Origin of the sequence: Pseudodesulfovibrio tunisiensis, from assembly GCF_022809775.1 — a bacterium.
GTDB classification, from domain to species: Bacteria; Desulfobacterota; Desulfovibrionia; order Desulfovibrionales; family Desulfovibrionaceae; genus Pseudodesulfovibrio; species Pseudodesulfovibrio tunisiensis.
On sequence record NZ_CP094380.1, the window covers coordinates 943,453 to 962,651 of the forward strand.

Here is a 19,199-nt window from a genome sequence, read left to right on the forward strand (position 1 = left end):
AAACAGCAAATCCGGGCCGGGGAATCTTCCCCGGCCCTTTTCATGCAATTACGGAACCCAAGAGAGATTCACATGCCCACTCTGCTGAAAATTCAGTTCACGCTTCCCGCGGACCAGGCCGAGGCCGCCGGAGAATTCATCACGGCCAAGGTGCCCCACGGCTGGGAGGAAACTCCTGAAGGCGACTCCATGCGCTTCACCATCTTTCTGGAAGACCACTCGCTCGGCATGGAAGTCGTCGAAGCAATCCGAAACCAATGGCCGGACTGCGGCGTGACCCATTCGGAACAGGAATCCGAAAACTGGGCCATGGCCTGGAAGGACTTCTTCAATCCCGTGAACTGCGGCGACCGTTTCCGCATCCTCCCTCCCTGGCTTGACGAGGAAGACGACGAGACCATGCACATCGTGATCGAACCCAAGATGGCGTTCGGCACGGGGCACCACCCCACCACCTCGGTCTGTCTCGCCGCCATCGGCGATCTGGCCGGGGAAGGACTGATTCGCAAGGGCCAGACCTTTCTGGATCTGGGCACCGGGTCCGGCATTCTGGGCATCGGACTGTGCAAGCTCGGCCTGACCGGCATCGGTCTGGACATCGACCCGCAGGCCATTGAATGCGCTCGGGAAAATCTGACTGCCAACGACGTGGCCGACGCCATGGAACTGGCCGTTGCCAGTGCGGACAGTCTTGACGAAAACGAATTTTACGACGTGGTCGTGGCCAACATCCTGTCCGGCCCGCTGATCGAGATGGCCGGAGACATTCTGCCCCATGTGAAGCCCGGCGGCTGCCTGATCCTGTCCGGCATCCTTGCGGAAAAACAGGCGGACGCGGTTGCCCAGACCTATGCCCGCCGAGGCATCGGCCAGCCGGAAATCCGCATCGACGGAGAATGGGCCGGTCTGATCTGGCGCAAGGTGGGGGCCTAGCATGGGCACGTTTGCGCGGCTCACTGCCATGTATGACACCCTGCTTTCCGAGCTGGGGCCAAGCGGCTGGTGGCCCGCGCAAACCCGCTTTGAAGTGATCGTGGGCGCGATTCTCGGCCAGAACACCAGTTGGCGGAACGTGACCAGGGCCATGGCCAATCTGCACGACAGGAATCTGCTGAACGGGCCCGACCTGCTGGCCATGCCCGTCCCGGAACTCGCGGAAATCATTCGTCCGGCAGGCTATTACAACATGAAGGCCAAACGCCTTCACAACCTGCTGCGCTTTCTTGACGAGGAATGCGCCTTTGATCTGGAATCGCTGATGGAAAGCGATCCGATCCAGCTTCGGGAACGTCTCCTGTCGGTCAACGGGGTCGGCCCGGAAACCGGGGATTCCATTCTGCTGTATGCGCTGGATATGCCGGTCTTTGTTGTGGACGCCTACACGGCACGCATTGCCCACCGCCATGGCCTGATTCAGGAAAACGTGTCCTACGAAGAACTTCAGGCCCTTTTCATGGACGCGCTGCCCGAAGATGTGGCACTGTACAACGAATTTCACGCCCTGCTGGTACGCGTGGGCAATCAGTGGTGCAAAAAGAAAGCCGGGCTCTGCGAACAATGCCCGCTCCAACCTTTTCTCGACGACGCATGAAACGAACCCTTTTTCTCTTCCTTGCCCTGCTTCTGGCGTTTTCCCGGCCCGCTTCGGCCGAGGAGGTCTCTCCCGAGGCGTTGCAGAAGGAGCACGTCAAGGCCGACAGAAAGGAACAGGAAGTCCGCAAGCTCGACCGCGTTGCCGGGCAGCTCACCCGCCGAATAGACCGAATCGAATCCAACATAGCCGCATTGCAGCGGAAAATTCGCAGTCAGGAAAGGATACTGAACGACATCCGGGAAAGCGAACGTGCCGCCCGACAGGAACATTTTGCCCTCAGGAAGGAAAAGGATCGCATCCACAGCGAGCTCCGGGGCCTGCTCCAATCCCTGTGGCCCGTGCACATGCAGAATACCCGGGCCAAGTTTCAGGGCATCGGGGACTGGGCTTCGCTGGACCGCCGCTTTGCCTGGTTGAGCGATATCTACGACGCGACAAAAGGCAAATTCGAGGAGGCCCGTGTCAACTACGACCGCATCACGCGCAACCTTGAACGTCAGCGCATTCTGGAAGAGGAAGCGAAAATCCAGCTTGGCCGCATCAACGGCAACAAGGACACCCTGCTCAAAAACAAGTACGCACTGCGCGGCAAGCTCGGATCGATCCGCAAGGAACGCCGTGACGCGGAAGCCGAACTCAACTCCATCCTGTCGGTTATCGAGGACATCAAATACCAGTTGCAATCCCAGAAGACCAAACGGTTCGCCTACTACAAGCGAAGCCTGCCATGGCCCGCACAGGGGCGAGTGGTCGAGGGGTTCGCTCCGAACGCCAAGCCTCCGGTACGGGGGATCGCCCTGAGCGTTGGCGCCAACTCGGACGTGCGCTCCGTGTTCTGGGGCAAGGTGGTGCACAACGACACGCTTCGCGGTTTCGGCCGGGTGGTCATCGTCTACCATGGCTATGATTACTACAGCCTTTATGCCTACTTGGAGGACTCCTACGTCCGCATGGGGCAGGAGGTGGAAAAGGACGAACCCATAGGAAAAGCCGGATATTGCCCGAAGGCCAACGGCCCCGGCCTGTATTTTGAATTGCGTTTTCACCAAAAACCAATTAATCCAAGAGTCTGGTTGACTGCGCAAAAGTAGCGGCAGTCCGACCCCCAATTTTTCGTTTCCTGGAGGAAAAAATGCGCAAAACCCTCTGGCTGGCATCCTTTGCCCTGCTGCTGACCCTGACCGTCATGCCCGGCCCTGTCGTGGGCGCGGACAATGCAGCGAATTTCGAAGCGTTGAAACGCTTCAGCCAGGTACTCGACATGGTGGAGCACTACTATGTCCAACCCGTTAGCAAGAAAGAGCTGATCGAAAATTCCATCAAGGGCATGATCGAAGAGCTCGACCCGCATTCCGCCTACCTCAATGCCGAGGATTTCAAGGAAATGCAGGAAGACACCTCCGGAAAATTCAGCGGGATAGGCATTGAAATCAGCATGGAGCAGGGTCGCCTGACCGTGGTCTCCCCCATTGAGGATACCCCGGCATTCAAGGCCGGACTCAAGGCGGGCGACATCATTCTGGAGATCGACGGGGAATCGACCCGCGACATGGGCCTGATCGATGCGGTCAAACGCATCCGGGGTCCCAAGGGCTCCAAGGTCAAGCTGATGATCCTGCACAGAGACGGCACCCGACCCATCGAGGTTGCCATCACCCGCAGCACCATCCCCATCGTCAGCGTCAAGAGCCAGGAGCTGGAAGACGGCTACCTGTATCTGCGCCTGACCAAATTCCACGAAACCACCACGGCCAAGATGCGCGAAAAGCTTGAAGCCTACCGCAAGAAGCATGAGCTCAAGGGTGTTGTTCTCGATCTGCGCAACAACCCGGGCGGTCTGCTCGGACAGGCTGTCTCGGTTGTGGACACCTTCGTGGAGAAGGGATTGATCGTGTACATTCAGGGCAAGGACGAAGCCAACCGCAAGGATTTCATGGCTTCCCGCACCCAAGGCACCGTGACGGTGCCCATGGTGACCCTGATCAATGCGGGTTCGGCCTCTGCCTCGGAAATCGTGGCCGGCGCCCTTCAGGACCACAAGCGCTCCCTGATCGTGGGCGAACGCTCCTTTGGCAAGGGATCGGTCCAGACCATCATCCCGTTGTCCGACGGCGCAGGCATCAAGCTGACCACAGCCCTGTACTACACGCCCAAGGGCCGCTCCATTCAGGCCAAGGGCATCGAGCCGGACGTACGCGTGGAATTCCTGCCTCCGGCCTCGGATGAAGATCAGGAGCTGCGCGAGCACTTCACCCTGCGCGAAAAGGACCTGAATCGCCATCTGGAAAACGGCAGCAAGGACAAGGCACAGGATATGGATCAGGACGACAGGGCCGAAAAAATGCTGGAGCGCGACAATCAGCTCCGCCTCGGTCTGGAACTGGTCAAGTCCCTGCCCAAGATAAAGGAAATCAAGTAGTCCGGGAGACTCTCCGGCATGACCGACCTTCAGCCAGAAGACCGGCAAGAGACCACGGGGACCGGAACGAAGAGCCTGCGCAGCAGGCTCTATCGTCCCGGTCCCCTTATCCTGTTCTTCACCCTCATCGTGGCCGGGCTGCTCTCCATAGCCTGGTTCGCCCTGAAAACACCCACGTCCGAGCCTGCTCCCGTGGCATCCGCTCCGAAAGAGACAGTCCCCGGCCCCACAGCAAAGCCCCGCCAGTACGAAGCCGAGCTCGGCAGCGATCTGGAAGACCGCGTCAAGCAGGTGGATCTGGCCATCATTCAGGCCATGCGCGCCGCAGGTCTCGGCATGGACAAGCTCGACCTTCAGGACGTGGAACTGCGGCACCACGAAGGACGCACCTACCACTATCAGGAGCTGGCCCTGCCCTCTCCCGACGACCGCAAGGCGTTCATGGAGGCCATCCGCGCCAACCTGACCAGCCGTGCGCCAAAGGCTGTGCTGTCCGAAGCCGGACAGGACCGCGCCATGGTCACCATCTTCGGCATTCCCACACACAAGCTGTTTTTCGCTCCTTCCCATCCGGTTGCGGAACCAGAGATCATCCCCGGCCCCAAGGTGGCAGTGGTCATTGACGACGTGGGCGAAAACATGGGTGTACTCAAGGGGCTGCTCGGCCTTGACATTCCCCTGACCTATGCGGTCTGGCCCAATGCAAGCCATACGGACGACGCCATAAGCCTGATTTCACGAGAGAATCAGGACATGCTGGTGCATTTCCCCATGGAACCTCGCGGCTATCCCGAGGTCGACCCCGGTGATGATGCTCTCTTCGTGGGAATGACCAAAAGCAAAATAACGGCTCTTGTTGCCCGCAACCTGAACCGGGTCCCCAAAGCCATCGGCGTGAACAATCACATGGGCTCGCGCCTGACCGAGCACAGCCCTGAATTGTGCGCCGCGCTTCAGGTCTTTCACGATCGCAACCTGTTCTTTCTGGACAGCCTGACCACACCGAAAAGCGTGGGCCGAATCTGCGCGTCCAAGATCGGCGTTCCCTTCTATGAGCGGGATGTTTTTCTGGACAATGTCAAGGACCCGGAAGCCATCGTGCTCCAGCTTCGCAAGGCGGAACGCCTCGCTCTGAAACGAGGCCATGCCATCGCCATTGGTCATCCCTACCGGGAAACCCTTGCAGCCCTGCGCAGTTGGGCAAAAAAACATGACAGAAAAATAACCATTGTTTCCCTGTCGTCGCTGCCTCCGGAACGCCCCTGAACCGGCAAATGGCCTGCGGCACGAAACATTGACAAGGCAAAATCACGCAACTCGACAGGTACAGAAACAAACCAATTTATTTCAGACAGATAGAAACAATATTAGATTTTTTCTAGACTTTCTATAGATAGAATGCCCTTTTCACGAAAGCAAAACGCGACGGGTATTGCCTCTGGCACCGACAGCGTGTAATGAACTTCCTAAGGAATCCCGGCAAGACACCGAAAAAGAAGACGGACACAACGGCCCGCTTTTTGCTTTGGTTTGCGAGGGATTCAGAATTCCGTCACAACGACGGCAAGTGGTCCCGATTCGGAACCGGAAAAAGGTTTTGTGACGCATGAGCAAGATTCTCGAACAAGATGAAGTTGATGCCCTGTTGCGGGGGCTTTCGGGCGGTGACGTCGAAACCGAAACCGAGATACCGGAGGACGACTCCGGGGTTGTCGCGTTCGATCTGGCCAATCAGGACAGAATCATCCGCGGCCGCATGCCGGTTCTGGAGATCGTCAACGACCGTTTTGCACGTCTGTGCACCAATGCGCTGGCCAACACCATGCGCAAACGCGTGGACATCAACCCCATCTCCATCGACATGTCCAAGTTCGGGGACTTCATGCGCTCGTTGCCGGTGCCCACGTCCATCTCCATCTTCAAGATGGACCCGTTGCGCGGCAACGCCCTGCTCGTGGTGGACTCCCGGCTGGTCTTTGCTCTGGTGGAAAACTTCTTCGGCGGCGCAGGCAGCCAGCCCAAGGTCGAAGGTCGGGACTTCACGCCCATTGAACAGGCCATCGTGGAACGCGTGGTCAAGATCGCCCTGTCCAATCTGGAAGAATCCTGGAAACCGGTTCACGAAGTGCACATCGAAATGGTGCGCACCGAGGTCAATCCCCAGTTCGCGGCCATCGTACCGCCTTCGGACGTGGTCATAGTGGTCACCTTCGAAGTGGAGCTGGAGAACGCCATCGGTTCCCTGATCGTCTGCCTGCCTTACGCCACCATGGAACCCATCCGTTCCAAGCTCCATGCCTCGTTCCAGTCCGAACGACTCGAAGTGGACCACGTCTGGATCAACCGGTTCAAGGAACGCCTCATGGAAACGCCGGTGGAAATGGTGGTGCGCATGGGCCGGACCAAGATCAGTGGCCGCCAGCTTCTGCATTTGCGCGAAGGCGACATCCTGCTGCTGGACACGGATGAAGATGAACTCCTCGAAGCCGAGGTCGAAGGCGTGCGCAAGTTCTACGGCCTGCCCGGCCGGGTCAAGGGCAACAAATCCTTTCAGGTCATGAAGGAAGAGGAAATCCGCTACTAGCGATTCCCCTTTCCTCTCTCCCCTTTTTTGCACGGAAAGCGTTGAAGCGCTTGACTTCCCCCTGCCCAACGTTCAAAATTTCATGATATCATCCCCATGAGGAGGCAAGAGAGTCCCATGAAGAAACTGCTCGTCGCCGCAATGGCGGTGCTGCTTGTGGCAGGCAGCGTCATTGCGGGAAAACAGCATGTCGTGTCCGTGAATCAGATCGTGGAGCATCCGTCGCTGGATGCCATGCGTCAGGGTTTCATGGACAGGCTCAAGGAATTGGGTCTTGACGCGACCTACAACGTGCACATCGCGCAGGGCAACCAGGCCAACAACATCCAGATTGCCAACCAGATCAAGGGCGAGGCCCCGGATCTGGTTCTGGCCATCACCACCCCATCCGCGCAGGTCGTGGCCCAGAAGATCAAGGACCACCCCATCGTGTTCACGGGCGTGACCGATCCGGTTTCCGCCGGTCTGGTCAAGGACCTGAACAACACGGGCGGCACCAACATCACAGGCATGTCCGACATGAGTCCCATGGATCAGCATGCCGCGCTGGTCAAGGAAATCGTGCCGGATGCCAAGGCCGTCGGCGTGATCTACAACGCGGGCGAACCCAATTCCGTGGTTCTGGTCACCCGACTCAGGGAAGAGGCCGCCAAGCTCGGCATGACCGTGGAGGAAGCCACCATCGCCAACTCCAGTGGCGTATATCAGGCCGCCAAAAGCCTTGTGGGCCGTTGCGATGCCATCTACATTCCGCTGGACAACACCGTGGTCTCCGCGCTGGAATCCGCCATCAAGGTCTGCCGCCAGAATCGGCTGCCCCTGATCTCCGGTGACACCGACTCCGTGGCTCGCGGCACCATTGCGGCCGTGGCTGTTGACTACTACGGCATGGGAGTGCAGACTGCGGACATTGCCAAGCGTATCCTTGCCGATGGCATCACCCCCGGCGACATCCCCGTGGAATTCATCAACAAGGTGAATCTGCACGTCAACAAAAAGGCTGCTGCGGAAATGGGCGTTTCCCTGCCGGAATCCGTGCTCAAGCGCGCTGAAGTGGTCATTGACTAGGCCCGGCACCGAGCATTGCTTCTTGTTCCAAGACAGGCTAAAAGGCGCGTTGTCCGCAACGCGCCTTCTTTCATTTTTCCAATGCGGGCAGACAAGGACATCTCATGACACTTTACGCTTTCTACGGCGCCGTTGAACAGGGCTTCGCCTTCGGCCTCATGGTTCTCGGCCTGTATCTCACCTTCCGGATTCTGGATTTTCCGGACCTCACGGTGGACGGCAGCCTGCCTTTGGGCGCGGCCGTATCCGCCGTAGCCATCACCAACGGCCATTCTCCGGTGCTGGCCATCATCATGGCCTCCTGCGCCGGATTTCTGGCAGGCATGGTCACGGGCATCCTGAACACCAAGTTCAGGATTCTGCACCTGCTGGCCTCGATCCTGACCATGATCTCGCTCTATTCCATCAACCTGCGCATCATGGGCAAACCCAACATGACCCTGCTGGGCAAGGATACCGTGGTCGATTCCTTCACCGCGTTTTCCGGCCTGCCCCAATACATGTCCACCCCGATTCTTTTCTGCATCATCTGCGCCGTGGCCGTGGCCGTGCTGATCTGGTTCATGCATACGGAAATCGGCATGACCGTGCTGGCCACGGGAAACAACCCGCAGATGATCACCAGCCTCGGCGTGAACACGCATACCGTCATCATTTTCGGCGTGGGCCTGTCCAACGCGCTGGTCGCAGCCTCGGGGGCACTGGTCGCCCAGAATCAGGGCGCGGCCGACGTGAACATGGGCGTGGGCACCATCATCGCGGGTCTGGCCTCGGTCATCATCGGCGAAACCCTGTTCGGGGACAGGACCATTGCCCGGGCACTCATTGCGGCTCTGCTCGGTTCCGTGATCTACCGCATTGCCATCGCCCTTGCGCTGGGTCTCAAGCTCGGGGCGTTTTCCGTCACGCCCAGCGACCTGAATCTGATTACCGCGATTCTCGTGGTCTCCGCGCTGGTCATGCCCAAAATGAAAAAGAAGGTGCTTGCCGGGAGGGCCAAATGATCCGCATCGAATCCATCGGCAAGACGTTCAACAAGGGCGACGTGAATGAAGTCGTTGCCCTGAGCAACGTGAATCTCGATATCAAGGACGGGGATTTCATCACCATCATCGGCTCGAACGGAGCCGGGAAATCCACGTTTCTCAACGCGCTTGCAGGCTGTTTTCCTCTGGATGACGGAAAGGTCGTCATGGACGATCACGACGTGACCCATTGGCCCGAGCACAAGCGCGCCTCGCTCATCGGCCGCGTATTTCAGGACCCGCTTCTGGGCACCTGCGCGGACGCAACCATTGAACAAAACCTGGCCCTTGCCCTCAAACGGGGGCAGCGACGTGGGCTGGGATTTGGCGTAAAGAGCAAGGACAGGGACTTCTTCCGGGACCGTCTCTCCCTGCTCAAACTCGGTCTGGAAAACCGGCTCAGGACCGCCACCGGCCTGCTCTCGGGCGGCCAGCGGCAGGCCCTGACCATGCTCATGGCCACCATGGTCCGGCCCAGACTGCTGCTACTGGACGAGCATACAGCCGCCCTTGACCCCAAGACCGGTTCCATGATCCTCGAACTGACCGAGGAAATCGTGGAATCCCAGAACCTCACCGCCCTCATGGTGACCCACAACATGAACCAGGCCCTTGCTCTGGGCAACAGGCTCATCATGTTCCATCGCGGCACCATCGTGATGGACATCAGTGGGGAGGAGAAAAAGACCCTCAAGGTCGAAGACCTGCTGTTCCGCTTCTCGGAACTCAGGGGCGAGGAAGGGGTTTCGGATCGGATGCTGCTCTGTTAGCCGCCCTCCCTTGGCGGAGGCTCACGGCTGGTGTATATGATTCAACAAACAACTTGCTACGGAGGCACAATGGCTATCGAACGCACTTTTTCCATCATCAAACCCGACGCAGTGGAACGCAACCTCATCGGCGACATCCTCAAGATGATCACCGAGGCCGGTCTGAAGATCAAGGGCATGCGGATGATCCACATGTCCAAGGAGCAGGCCGAAGGCTTCTACGCCGTGCACAAGGAGCGCCCCTTCTTCGGCGAGCTGGTGGAATACATGACCTCCGGCCCGGTCGTGGTTTCCTGCCTTGAAGGCGAAAACGCCATCGAGAACTACCGCAAGCTCATGGGTGCTACCAACCCCGAGCAGGCCGAGGAAGGCACGATCCGCGCACGGTTCGGCCAGAACATCCAGAATAACTCCTGCCACGGTTCCGACGCTCCCGACACCGCCAGGAACGAAGTGGCTTTCTTTTTCAACGAAGACGAATTGGTGGGATAAATGTCCAGGAAAATCGGGTTTATCGGCGTAGGCAACATGGGCACGGCCATTATCAGGGGCCTTGCCTCCCGCGATATTGAAATTCACGGTATCGACCTCAACACGGCCCGGCTCGACGAATTGCACGAAGAGTTGGGACTCGTGGTGGAGACCAATGCCGCGGAAATGGCCGGCAAGTGCGACTACGTGCTTCTGGCAGTGAAGCCGCAACATGCCGAGCCCGTGGTCAGGGAGATCGCGCCCGAGTTGAACGACTCCAAGTGCCTGATCTCCATCTGCGCCGGACTTACCAGCCAGCAGTTCAGGGAATGGACCGGCAATGCCTGTCCTGTCGTCCGCGTCATGCCCACCACGCCCGCCCTTGTCGGCGAAGGCGTCTTTGCGGTGTGTCTGGACGATGCCGCCCTGACCGATGACATGAAAACCTCGATTCCCGAGCTGTTCAAGGGAATCGGTACGGTGCACGAGCTGTCCGAGAAGCTGTTCGACGCCTACACCGGCGTGATCGGCTCGGGTCCTGCCTACGTGTTCTACTTCATGGAAGCCCTGATCGAGGCCGGGGTCTCCCTCGGTCTGACCCGTCCGCAATCCGTGGACATGGTCAAGGGGCTGTTTCTCGGTTCGGCAAAGCTGGCTGCGGAGAGCGACCACTCGGTGGCCGAGCTACGGGAAATGGTCACCTCCCCCGGAGGCACCACCATCCGCGGCCTGATGCACTTTGACCGCAATGCGGTCCGGGGCACCATCATCGACGGTGCCATCGAAGCGTACCTGCGTAGCGTCGAACTCGGCGAATAGCCGCTGTTCGAATGACGAAATCAAGGGGAGCCGCATTGCGCGGTTCCCCTTTTCATTTGTCTGTCCCGAACTAGTGATCGTACTGTCTGGCGTACTCCGCATCATTGTACATGGCATCGCCGAATTCCGTCTTGCCATAATCCCGGATTATGCTCTGCCCCCTGTCCGATCCGAGAAAACGGATGAATTCCATTGCCAACGCTTGATTCGGCGCACCTTCTGGCCGCGCCAGCGCATGATAGACATTGATGAGCATGGGATCGCCGCGATACAAAACCTCGAGATTCGCCATTCCGGCCTTGCCCGCGACCCATGTGCTGCTGTCTGTCATGAAATAGCCTTTGGACTTGTCGGCCTTTTTCAGAGTGGCCATCATGAAGTCTCCGGTCACGACATACCAATCCCCTTTCGGGGAAATCCCGGCCTTTTCCCAGATGGCCAATTCCTTCTTGTGCGTTCCTGAATTGTCGCCGCGGGACAAAAAGTTTGCTCTTGCATCGGCAATCCGTGCATACGCCTCGGCCGCGCTTGAGGCTGAGGCTATTCCGGCAGGATCATTCTTCGGGCCGACAATGTAGAATTCGTTGGAGCCGATCAAGGTCCGACCGGCTGCCCAACCGTCCTTCATGGCCAGCTTCTCCGCTGCCGGAGCATGCACCATGCAGGCATCCACCATTCCGCCGTGGAGCAGCTTCAGCGACTTGCCCGATCCAGCCTTGACCCAGCACATCGTGGTGTCGTGCTCTGCATTGAACACGTCAGCCAGTTCCTTGAGCAATCCAAGTTCGCCCGGACTGCCTGTTGCCACCTTGTAGACAGTCTGACCGGAACCATAACTGGCCTTGCAGGCCACATCAGCCGCTTGAGCCGCCGAAACCAGCAGCAACAGACACGCAAATACCGCAAACAACCGTTTCATGATCAACTCCTCGCCAAATGGGTTTCAGTGGAGACAATCATGTAGCCTGCGCGAGTTATGCCGAAAAGAACATAATTCATCATGCCCTTTTGACACCGGATTCCGTCCGAAAAACCACACGACAAAAGCCCGCCTTGCACGGGGCAAGGCGGGCTGAACAGCCATATCGGCTAGATCAGGCTAGGCGATCTTGTTGATGGCCTGCTGCAGCCTGGAGATGCGGCGCTGAGCCTGACGGGCGTGGATGACCCGCTTGGTAGCGGCACGATCCAGAACGGAAGTGGCTTCCTTCAGAGCTTCGGCGGCCTTGGCGGCGTCGTTCTCTTCCACGGCAAGGCGAACGGCCTTGACGGAGTTCTTGATGCGGGTCTTGGTCATCCGGTTACGCAGATTGCGCACCAGGCTCTGGCGGTGCCTCTTCAGGGCGGACTTGTGGTTAGCCAAAACGATTCTCCTGATCTTGGTATGTTATTTCATTGCGTTTTTGTTTGAATTACCCAAACGGGAAGGCCCCTTTATATGGACTCTTCCACAATTGTCAAGCATTTTTTAGCACAATCCGTCACGTCGGGCTAGACCTGCAAGGCGTTGAAATCCGCCAGACGGCTCAGTCTGTCGACCAGCGCCTTGAGCAGATTCAGCCTGTTCAGCTTGAGCGCGGCATTGTCGCACATGACCATCACATTGTCGAAAAAGCCGTCCACAGTGGGACGCAGTTCCCGCAACATGCCGAGAAGACCAGGGAAATCATCATTTTCCCACAGCTCGGCGAACCGGGCGGCAGTCTCCTCCAACAGGGAACCGAGCGCGATTTCATGTTCATCCTCGAACAATTCCGCGTCATAGCTCCCGGTCAATTCCTGACCAGCCTCGTCACCCTGCTTGCGGATGATGTTGGCGGCACGCTTGAAGGTCAGCACGGCCTGCTCGAAATCGTCACCGGCCGCGAATTCGGAAAGAGCCTCAAGGCGTTTCTCGAAAGTGCGGATGTCGCTGAATCCGGCTCCAAGAGCCGCGTCCACGACACGGGTTTCAAACCCCTTGCCCGTGAACAGGGCACGCAGCCTCTGGCCAAAGAAATCCATCAGGGTTTCCAGAGCCTTGGCAGGTGCAACCTTCCACTTCACGTCGACATAGGCGGCCTGAGCCCATTCCAGCACGGTACGCAGATCAAGGTCGAGACCGTGATCCATGATGATGCGGGCAATGCCCAGTGCACAGCGGCGAAGCGCATAGGGGTCGTTGGCTCCGGACGGCTTCTTGCCCAGCCCGAAACATCCGGCCAGAGTGTCGGCCTTGTCGGCCAAGGACACCAGAGCACCGGACAGGCTGGAAGGAACCGGGGAGTCCGCTCCCGCAGGCAGATACTGCTCGTAGATGCCCTTGGAAACGATTTCGCCCTTTCCGGTGCGCTCGGCGTAGATGCCGCCCATGACGCCCTGAAGCGAGTCGAACTCGTTGACCATCTCGGACACCAGATCCGCCTTGGAAAGACGGCCTGCGGTACGATACTTCTCGATTTCGCCGGGCAGGATGCCCTTGGACTCGCCAAGAGCCGCAGCCAGCTTTTCGCACAGGGAACCGATACGGCGGGTCTTGTCGCCCATGCTGCCCAGGGGACCGAGGAACACGACCTTGTCCAGCTTGTCCAGCCAGGTCTTCATGTCCACTTTGCAGTCGGCCTCCCAGAAGAACACCGCGTCTTCCAGTCGAGCCTTGAGCACACGCTCCCACCCCTTCTTGACCAGAGCCAGATCGCGCGGCTCAAGGTTCAAGGTGGTCAGAAAGTGCGGCAGCAGTTTGCCGTCGGGTCCTTCGATGCCGAAGCTCTTCTGGTGGGACTGCATGGAAGTGAGCAGCACTTCACGGGGCAGTTCCAGATATCTGGGATCAATGTCGCCAATGAGAGGTTTGGGGAATTCAACGAGATTGGCAACCTCTTCCAGCAGGGAGTCCTTCCAGACCACCTTGCCGCCCAGAGCTTCGGCAAGCCTGTTGCCTTCGGCCACGACGAGCTTCCTGCGCTCCTCGGGATCGATGACGACCTTGCACTTGTCACTGATGACGGAAAAATATTCGGAGGCGGAGTTCACGGTCCACGGTCCTGCGCCCATGACGCGATGTCCCCGGGTCTCGCGACCGGAAACCAGATTCTCCACCGAGAAATCCACGACCTCGTCGCCCAGCAGGGCCAGCAGCCAGCGCACGGGACGACCAAAGGTGAAATCATAGTCTCCCCAGCTCATCTTCTTGGGGAAACTCAGGGATTCGATGCTTTTGACGCAAATTCCGCTCAGGATGTCCACGGACTTGCCGCCGCCCACGATCTTTTTGGCGGCCAGATACTCGCCCTTGGGCGTTTCCATGCGAAACAGGTCACCTTCGGCCACGCCCTGCGTCTTGGCAAAGCCCTGTCCGGCCTTGGTCAGGTTGCCGTCGCCGTCATAGGCAATGCGTGCCGGAGGTCCGGTCACGGTTTCCTCTTCGGTACGCTGGCTTTCAGCCATGTCGGCCACGTGGGCCACAATGCGACGCGGGGTCGCATGGGTGTCCACACCGCCGTTTTCGATCATTGCCTCGCCAAGGAGCGCGGAAAACACGCTTTCCAGTTCCGCCGCCAACTTGGGCACGAAACGGGCAGGCATTTCCTCGGTCCCGATTTCCAGTATGAATTCGGCCATTGTTCTACTCTTCTCTCTAAAAAATTCCGGCGGTTACTTCTTCAGCATGGGGTAGCCCATTTCCTCGCGCTGCGCAGCGTAGAGATGGGCGATCCGGGAAGCCAGATTGCGAACACGGGCGATGTAGGTGGCCCGTTCGGTAATGGAAATGGCTCCTCTGGCATCCAGCAGGTTGAAGGAGTGGGAACACTTGAGGCAGTAATCGTAGGCGGGCCACGGCAGGCTCTCCTCGCAGAGATTCAGGCATTCCGCCTCGAACTTGTCGAACAGATCGAAGAGCATGTCCGCATTCGAATAATCGAAATTGTACTTGGACATCTCCACTTCGTTCTGGTGAAACACGTTGCCGTAGGTCACGTTCGCGTTCCAGTCCAGATCGTACACGGATTCCTTTTCCTGAAGGTACATGCAGATGCGCTCAAGGCCGTAGGTGATTTCCGCGCTCACGGGCTTGAGATCAATGCCGCCCACCTGCTGGAAATAGGTGAACTGCGTGATCTCCATGCCGTTGAGCCAGACTTCCCAGCCAAGGCCCCAGGCTCCGAGAGTCGGAGATTCCCAGTCGTCCTCGACAAAACGGATGTCATGTTCGGCAGCATCGATGCCCAATGCGGCGAGGCTCTCCAGATACAGTTCCTGAACATTGTCCGGGGACGGCTTCAGGATCACCTGAAACTGGTTGAAGTTCTGGAGCCGATTCGGATTGTCACCGTAGCGGCCGTCCGTGGGCCTGCGGGAAGGCTCGACGTACGCGGTTTTCCAGGGTTCGGGACCGATGACGCGAAAAAAAGTGGAGGGGTTGAAGGTACCCGCTCCGCATTCGATGTCGTAGGGCTGGACAATGACGCAACCGCGGCTCGCCCAGAATTCCTGCAACTTCAAGATGACATCCTGAAAATACATTCTTTGCTCCAACTCAAACCTGTTTATAAAATCCGTTTTCCCAGGACAAACCCAGGTGATACGCGACAAACAGCTCCGCCATCTGGCGGCACTGGCGACCGATCTTCGCGGACAGCGCGGCCCGGCTCCACTCAGCCGGACGACTGTCGTGAATCCAGTCCAGAACGCGCAACGCCCCCGCAGTAACCGGGCGAGCAAAACCCTCTACCGATTTCCCGGCCGAATGACAAGCGGGACACACAACCTGACCGCGCTCCACGGAGAATCGATACCCGGATTCATTGCCCACTTCGGAGCCGCAAAGCCCGCACTCCACAAAACTCGGGGCATAGCCCATCTCGAAAGCCAACTTGATGCGAAACATCCAGGGCATGGCTTCCAGCCCGACCCCGCCCTGCTCCACCGCGTTCAGCATTTCCACAGCCAACTCGAACACCGGACGGGCGGCCTGCGCATCGAGTTCAAGCTTTTCCAGAAATTTCGTACAATTCACCGCAATCCCGGTTCGGGCAGGATCGGTCTTCACTGTCTGATAGGCATTCAGCAGCGAACCTTCCTCAAGCACGGAATAGGAACCGGATCGATTTGCCCCGATGGAAAACAGCACGAGATTGAGCGGATCAAGGCATCCGCAAAAACGCCTCCGGCTCCGGCAGCCGCCGAAGGCAAAGGCATTGAAAATTCCCCTGGAGGGAGACAGAAGCCGGACCCAGCAATCCGCTTCCTTGAACTTGCCCACCTTGAGCACAACAGCTTTTTCGGTGGAGACCATGGCCATGTCAGCCGTTTCCGTCAGACCGGGATCAGTCGGAATATCCGAACCGAAGCGTCTGAATGTTGCCCTTGGTATCATCAAGGGAATAGGGAGCGCCATTGTAGGTCACGGTCACGCCAGCCACGTTGCCAATGCGTATACGGCGGGGCGTATTGAACATGAGCCGAAGGGGTTCCCCCTTCTTGAGCACGAAATCCCGAGCCATCCGCTCTGCATCGCCGCGCCACACGCCAACCCAGCATCCCTTGTCCGAGGTGGCAGTGATGACCATCATGTGCGCATACTTGGGCTGATCCTCTTCCGTGCCGGAGGTTTCATCCTCGTCATCAACAGTTTCTCCGGCTGCGGCCTGAACCGGAGCCGCAGGAAGCTGTGCCTGCGGCACAGCTTCCACTTCAGGCACAGGCTGTTCCGCCTCGGGAACCGCGGAAGCTTCCGGCATTTCCTGTCCGGCGGACCCCTCGACGCCCTCCGAAGGAGCGGCGGCACTGTCGGACGCGAAATCGGGCTCGGTAGACGCAGCCTCGGGCGCAGTCTCCTCGATCGTCACGGGAGGCGCCGTGGGCACGGAGTCATCCGACTTGTTGAGGTTCACGACCAGATACACGACCACGCCGACAAGCATGAGCACGATCAGAAACGTCATCCACGAACCTTTCCGGGATTCCCCCTTGGGACGGACAGGTTCGTGAAACGCCTTTTCCGCGCCCGGAGACACATCATAGGGCTGTTCCAGCGGTTCATCCTCGCCAAACTGGAAATCCCGGTCGACCACCATGCACAGTTCCTCGGCATCAAGACCGAGATATCGGGCATAGCTTCGCACGAATCCCTTGGTATACACGGGATGCGGCAGGTCATCGCGATTCCCTGTCTCCATGGCCACGATGTTGCGACGGCTGATCTTCGTCGCTTCCATGACCTCTTCGATCGTCAATCCGAGCGTTTCACGCTGACGCTTGAGCGTCAGGCCGAGTTCCTCAAAATTCATATGCTACTCCGTTGCCGTTTCGGGGCCGGCATTGGTGTCGTCCATGTATACGATGACGGAACGCCGCCGCAAATCCTGAAAATACCCGTCAAAAACTTCCTGATGCTTCTGTTCGAGAAGCTTGCGATACAGTTCGTCCTTGACTTCCTCCAAGGGAACCATGCGGTCTTCCGCAACCTTGCGCAACTCCAGAAGCGCCTCGCGTCCCTGCACGATGAGCGGTTCGGAAACGCCGCCTGCCTCAAGGCCCTCAAGCGCGGCCTTCCAGTCATCGGCAATGGCGGACCATTCCACCTCGCCAATGGCGCCGCCCTCTTCACTGGCCGGTCCAACCGAGTACTTGGCCGCAGCTTCGGCAAAAGTCATCTCGCCATCGAGAATACGCTTGCGCACTTCCTTGGCCGCCACATCCTGCGGAAGCATTATTATCGCAAGATCGATGGCCTTTTCAAGAACATAAGCATCCTTGTCGGCCTCATACGCTTCCTGAATCTCGGTGTCCGTGACAACAACCTTCTGAGACACCATGTGGCTGAGAAGCTGCTGCTTCTTGAGAATCTCGCCAAGACGTTCGCGGAACTCGTCCAGAGTCAGGCCGTCCTGTTTCACGACCTCGCCGAACTCGTCCTCGTTCATGCCGCGTTTCTTGCAAATGCGGCGGATCTCGTCATCAATGTCCTTTTCATCGACCGTGACGCCGAACCGCGCGACCTCCTGATCCATCAGCCTGTCCTGAACCATCTTGTCCAGCATCTGGCGACGCAGCCTGGCGAGCTGCTTCTTTTCGGCAGAAGACAGGACACGGCCCTTGAGTTGGGCGTAGACGGGTTTCATCTCCTGATCCAGATCGAATTTGGTGATGATGCCATCGTTCACCTTGACCAGAATGCGGTCGTACACGAACTCTTCGGCACACGCCTGTGCTCCGGTAAATGCCAATGCAAGAATCAGCGCGGGCAAAACTCTCAATATCATTCAAACTCCCATACCCGGCCAAGCCGGAATATAAGTCTCGCTTTCAGTACACCAAATCGCAGATAGTCTAGACGGTTTGCACGCAGTATGCAACGTCTATGGATCACTGGCTTTCAGCAGGCTCGTCCGGCTGATCGGCTCCGACGGCCTCGGGCTTGTCGCCCTCAGCGCCCTGGTCTCCGCTTTCCGAATCCTCCGGAGCTACCTGATCTTCATCGGTCGCAGGGCTCGGCTGCTGCAGGACTTCCTCGTCCTGAATCATGTCTCCGGCAGCCTGCTGCTGCGCCGCCTGTTCCAGAAGATGTTCGCTGACCTCTATCCTCGCCTGGGCAACAACCTTGTCCAGCCATTCCGCAAAGGCGGCCTGAAGCTTGCTTTCCAGAAGGGATTCCTCGACCAGCGGATAGGCCTGAGCCGGTTCCAGCACCTTGGCCGGATTGCGGTCCAGCAGGACCAGTGCCTCGAAGCCGAACCGTTCGGTCAGCACGTCCGAGGCCTGTCCCGGTTCCAGATCGGCCAGAACGTTGCGCCACGTTGCGGACAAACGTCCCTCGCGCACCACGACTTCGCGGGTTTCCACCTCACCGAAGCCCACGGTCAGGGCCTCGCGGTCCTTTTCCTTGAGAAACGTGTGCACCGCCTTTTCCACGATCTCCCGGCTCGGCCCGCGCACCACGAGAATCTTCATGGCCTCGGGCAGGTAGAACTCGGAAATGTGATCCCGATAGTACTGCTCGGCCTCCTTGTAGTCGATCTTGATCCGCGGACGCAGCACATGCTGGAAGAACTTGTTCATGGCCAGATGGTAGCGAAGCTGCCGCCGCCACGACTTGAGGTCGATGTATTCCTCGACAAGAACCTGCTCGAACGCTCCGTCCGGATAATCGGCCCGAACCTTGTCCTCGGCATCAACCATCTCCTTGTCGGTAATGCCGAGTCCGTCCTGTTCCAGATTCTGGAGCACCAGTTCCTGAACAATCAGATCACCCAGAATGCTTCCATACTCGTCACGCAGCTTTTCCACGCTCGGGACATAGCTTCCGGTCACGTCGGAAAGATACTGGTCATGCTGAAATTCCAACTGGGACAGATAGATCGGGCTGTCATTCACCCGGGCCACGATCCCGATATCCTCGGAATCGTCCGCGCATGCGGAAAGCACCACGGCCATGCAGAAAAAAAGAAGATATTTGCGCAGCATACGC

Annotated in this window: 19 protein-coding genes; 11 read left to right on the plus strand and 8 right to left on the minus strand. The window is 58.4% G+C overall.

All coding sequences use genetic code 11. From position 1 onward, the window contains the following. The first annotated feature begins 72 nt into the window (after positions 1 to 72). From prmA to proC, 11 genes are all read left to right on the plus strand, one after another. On the plus strand, positions 73 to 933 hold the full coding sequence (gene prmA, locus MPN23_RS04765) for a 50S ribosomal protein L11 methyltransferase (protein WP_243546452.1): 861 nt from the start codon (positions 73 to 75) through the stop codon (positions 931 to 933). A 1-nt stretch (position 934) separates the two neighbouring features. Next, on the plus strand, positions 935 to 1,591 hold the full coding sequence (locus MPN23_RS04770) for an endonuclease III domain-containing protein (protein WP_243546453.1): 657 nt from the start codon (positions 935 to 937) through the stop codon (positions 1,589 to 1,591). Next, complete coding sequence (locus MPN23_RS04775) at positions 1,588 to 2,685, plus strand: murein hydrolase activator EnvC family protein (protein ID WP_243546454.1); 1,098 nt, start codon at positions 1,588 to 1,590, stop codon at positions 2,683 to 2,685. Before MPN23_RS04770 ends, MPN23_RS04775 begins: the two co-directional genes overlap by 4 nt. A 41-nt stretch (positions 2,686 to 2,726) precedes the next feature. Next, positions 2,727 to 4,013 carry a S41 family peptidase gene (locus tag MPN23_RS04780; protein ID WP_243546455.1) on the plus strand — a complete coding sequence of 429 codons (1,287 nt, stop codon included), beginning with the start codon at positions 2,727 to 2,729 and terminating at the stop codon, positions 4,011 to 4,013. Positions 4,014 to 4,031: 18 nt separating this feature from the next. After that, complete coding sequence (locus tag MPN23_RS04785) at positions 4,032 to 5,279, plus strand: divergent polysaccharide deacetylase family protein (RefSeq protein WP_243546456.1); 1,248 nt, start codon at positions 4,032 to 4,034, stop codon at positions 5,277 to 5,279. A 340-nt stretch (positions 5,280 to 5,619) separates the two neighbouring features. Beyond that, a complete protein-coding gene (gene fliM, locus MPN23_RS04790; protein WP_243546457.1) occupies positions 5,620 to 6,597 on the plus strand; it encodes a flagellar motor switch protein FliM in 978 nt (325 codons plus the stop codon). A 117-nt stretch (positions 6,598 to 6,714) separates the two neighbouring features. After that, the gene (locus MPN23_RS04795; RefSeq protein WP_243546458.1) at positions 6,715 to 7,665 is read left to right on the plus strand and encodes an ABC transporter substrate-binding protein; all 951 of its coding nucleotides are present in this window, start codon (positions 6,715 to 6,717) and stop codon (positions 7,663 to 7,665) included. Positions 7,666 to 7,769: 104 nt separating this feature from the next. Then, positions 7,770 to 8,669: an ABC transporter permease gene (locus tag MPN23_RS04800; protein ID WP_243546459.1), complete on the plus strand. Its 900-nt coding sequence runs from the start codon at positions 7,770 to 7,772 to the stop codon at positions 8,667 to 8,669. Continuing rightward, entirely contained in the window at positions 8,666 to 9,460 is a 795-nt protein-coding gene (locus MPN23_RS04805; protein WP_243546460.1) for an ABC transporter ATP-binding protein, read from the plus strand. The genes MPN23_RS04800 and MPN23_RS04805 overlap by 4 nt, the downstream gene beginning before the upstream one ends. 69 nt (positions 9,461 to 9,529) lie before the next feature. Next, a complete protein-coding gene (gene ndk / locus MPN23_RS04810; RefSeq protein ID WP_243546461.1) occupies positions 9,530 to 9,952 on the plus strand; it encodes a nucleoside-diphosphate kinase in 423 nt (140 codons plus the stop codon). Further along, a complete protein-coding gene (gene proC, locus MPN23_RS04815) occupies positions 9,953 to 10,750 on the plus strand; it encodes a pyrroline-5-carboxylate reductase (protein WP_243546462.1) in 798 nt (265 codons plus the stop codon). Positions 10,751 to 10,820: 70 nt separating this feature from the next. On the opposite strand, the gene MPN23_RS04820 is transcribed toward proC, so the two are convergent. The 8 genes from MPN23_RS04820 to MPN23_RS04855 form a co-directional block, all read right to left on the minus strand. Continuing rightward, positions 10,821 to 11,669, minus strand: coding sequence for an ABC transporter substrate-binding protein (locus tag MPN23_RS04820; protein ID WP_243546463.1), 849 nt, complete (start codon positions 11,667 to 11,669; stop codon positions 10,821 to 10,823). Between the two features lie 180 nt (positions 11,670 to 11,849). Further along, positions 11,850 to 12,113: a 30S ribosomal protein S20 gene (gene rpsT / locus MPN23_RS04825; RefSeq protein WP_243546464.1), complete on the minus strand. Its 264-nt coding sequence runs from the start codon at positions 12,111 to 12,113 to the stop codon at positions 11,850 to 11,852. Positions 12,114 to 12,241: 128 nt separating this feature from the next. After that, entirely contained in the window at positions 12,242 to 14,350 is a 2,109-nt protein-coding gene (gene glyS / locus MPN23_RS04830) for a glycine--tRNA ligase subunit beta (protein WP_243546465.1), read from the minus strand. Between the two features lie 33 nt (positions 14,351 to 14,383). Next, positions 14,384 to 15,253 (minus strand): glycine--tRNA ligase subunit alpha, encoded by an 870-nt coding sequence (glyQ, locus tag MPN23_RS04835; RefSeq protein ID WP_243546466.1) that lies wholly within the window; start codon positions 15,251 to 15,253, stop codon positions 14,384 to 14,386. A gap of 13 nt (positions 15,254 to 15,266) precedes the next feature. Continuing rightward, complete coding sequence (gene recO, locus MPN23_RS04840) at positions 15,267 to 16,031, minus strand: DNA repair protein RecO (RefSeq protein ID WP_243546467.1); 765 nt, start codon at positions 16,029 to 16,031, stop codon at positions 15,267 to 15,269. A gap of 25 nt (positions 16,032 to 16,056) precedes the next feature. Then, positions 16,057 to 17,019, minus strand: coding sequence for a helix-turn-helix domain-containing protein (locus MPN23_RS04845; protein ID WP_243546468.1), 963 nt, complete (start codon positions 17,017 to 17,019; stop codon positions 16,057 to 16,059). 3 nt (positions 17,020 to 17,022) lie between these two features. Further along, positions 17,023 to 17,994 carry a SurA N-terminal domain-containing protein gene (locus tag MPN23_RS04850; RefSeq protein WP_243546469.1) on the minus strand — a complete coding sequence of 324 codons (972 nt, stop codon included), beginning with the start codon at positions 17,992 to 17,994 and terminating at the stop codon, positions 17,023 to 17,025. Positions 17,995 to 18,097: 103 nt separating this feature from the next. After that, a complete protein-coding gene (locus MPN23_RS04855) occupies positions 18,098 to 19,195 on the minus strand; it encodes a peptidylprolyl isomerase (protein WP_243546470.1) in 1,098 nt (365 codons plus the stop codon). Positions 19,196 to 19,199: the final 4 nt, after the last annotated feature.

Excerpts from the sequence above, each read along its gene's own strand:
- MPN23_RS04770 (WP_243546453.1), top strand. The coding sequence starts at position 935 with ATGGGCACGTTTGCGCGGCTCACTGCCATGTATGACACCCTGCTTTCC.
- fliM (WP_243546457.1), top strand. The coding sequence starts at position 5,620 with ATGAGCAAGATTCTCGAACAAGATGAAGTTGATGCCCTGTTGCGGGGG.
- MPN23_RS04845 (WP_243546468.1), bottom strand. The coding sequence starts at position 17,019 with ATGAATTTTGAGGAACTCGGCCTGACGCTCAAGCGTCAGCGTGAAACG.
- glyS (WP_243546465.1), bottom strand. The coding sequence starts at position 14,350 with ATGGCCGAATTCATACTGGAAATCGGGACCGAGGAAATGCCTGCCCGT.
- MPN23_RS04775 (WP_243546454.1), top strand. The coding sequence starts at position 1,588 with ATGAAACGAACCCTTTTTCTCTTCCTTGCCCTGCTTCTGGCGTTTTCC.
- MPN23_RS04820 (WP_243546463.1), bottom strand. The coding sequence starts at position 11,669 with ATGAAACGGTTGTTTGCGGTATTTGCGTGTCTGTTGCTGCTGGTTTCG.
- MPN23_RS04780 (WP_243546455.1), top strand. The coding sequence starts at position 2,727 with ATGCGCAAAACCCTCTGGCTGGCATCCTTTGCCCTGCTGCTGACCCTG.
- MPN23_RS04795 (WP_243546458.1), top strand. The coding sequence starts at position 6,715 with ATGAAGAAACTGCTCGTCGCCGCAATGGCGGTGCTGCTTGTGGCAGGC.
- ndk (WP_243546461.1), top strand. The coding sequence starts at position 9,530 with ATGGCTATCGAACGCACTTTTTCCATCATCAAACCCGACGCAGTGGAA.
- MPN23_RS04800 (WP_243546459.1), top strand. The coding sequence starts at position 7,770 with ATGACACTTTACGCTTTCTACGGCGCCGTTGAACAGGGCTTCGCCTTC.
- MPN23_RS04805 (WP_243546460.1), top strand. The coding sequence starts at position 8,666 with ATGATCCGCATCGAATCCATCGGCAAGACGTTCAACAAGGGCGACGTG.
- MPN23_RS04785 (WP_243546456.1), top strand. The coding sequence starts at position 4,032 with ATGACCGACCTTCAGCCAGAAGACCGGCAAGAGACCACGGGGACCGGA.
- glyQ (WP_243546466.1), bottom strand. The coding sequence starts at position 15,253 with ATGTATTTTCAGGATGTCATCTTGAAGTTGCAGGAATTCTGGGCGAGC.
- MPN23_RS04855 (WP_243546470.1), bottom strand. The coding sequence starts at position 19,195 with ATGCTGCGCAAATATCTTCTTTTTTTCTGCATGGCCGTGGTGCTTTCC.
- recO (WP_243546467.1), bottom strand. The coding sequence starts at position 16,031 with ATGGCCATGGTCTCCACCGAAAAAGCTGTTGTGCTCAAGGTGGGCAAG.
- prmA (WP_243546452.1), top strand. The coding sequence starts at position 73 with ATGCCCACTCTGCTGAAAATTCAGTTCACGCTTCCCGCGGACCAGGCC.
- proC (WP_243546462.1), top strand. The coding sequence starts at position 9,953 with ATGTCCAGGAAAATCGGGTTTATCGGCGTAGGCAACATGGGCACGGCC.
- MPN23_RS04850 (WP_243546469.1), bottom strand. The coding sequence starts at position 17,994 with ATGATATTGAGAGTTTTGCCCGCGCTGATTCTTGCATTGGCATTTACC.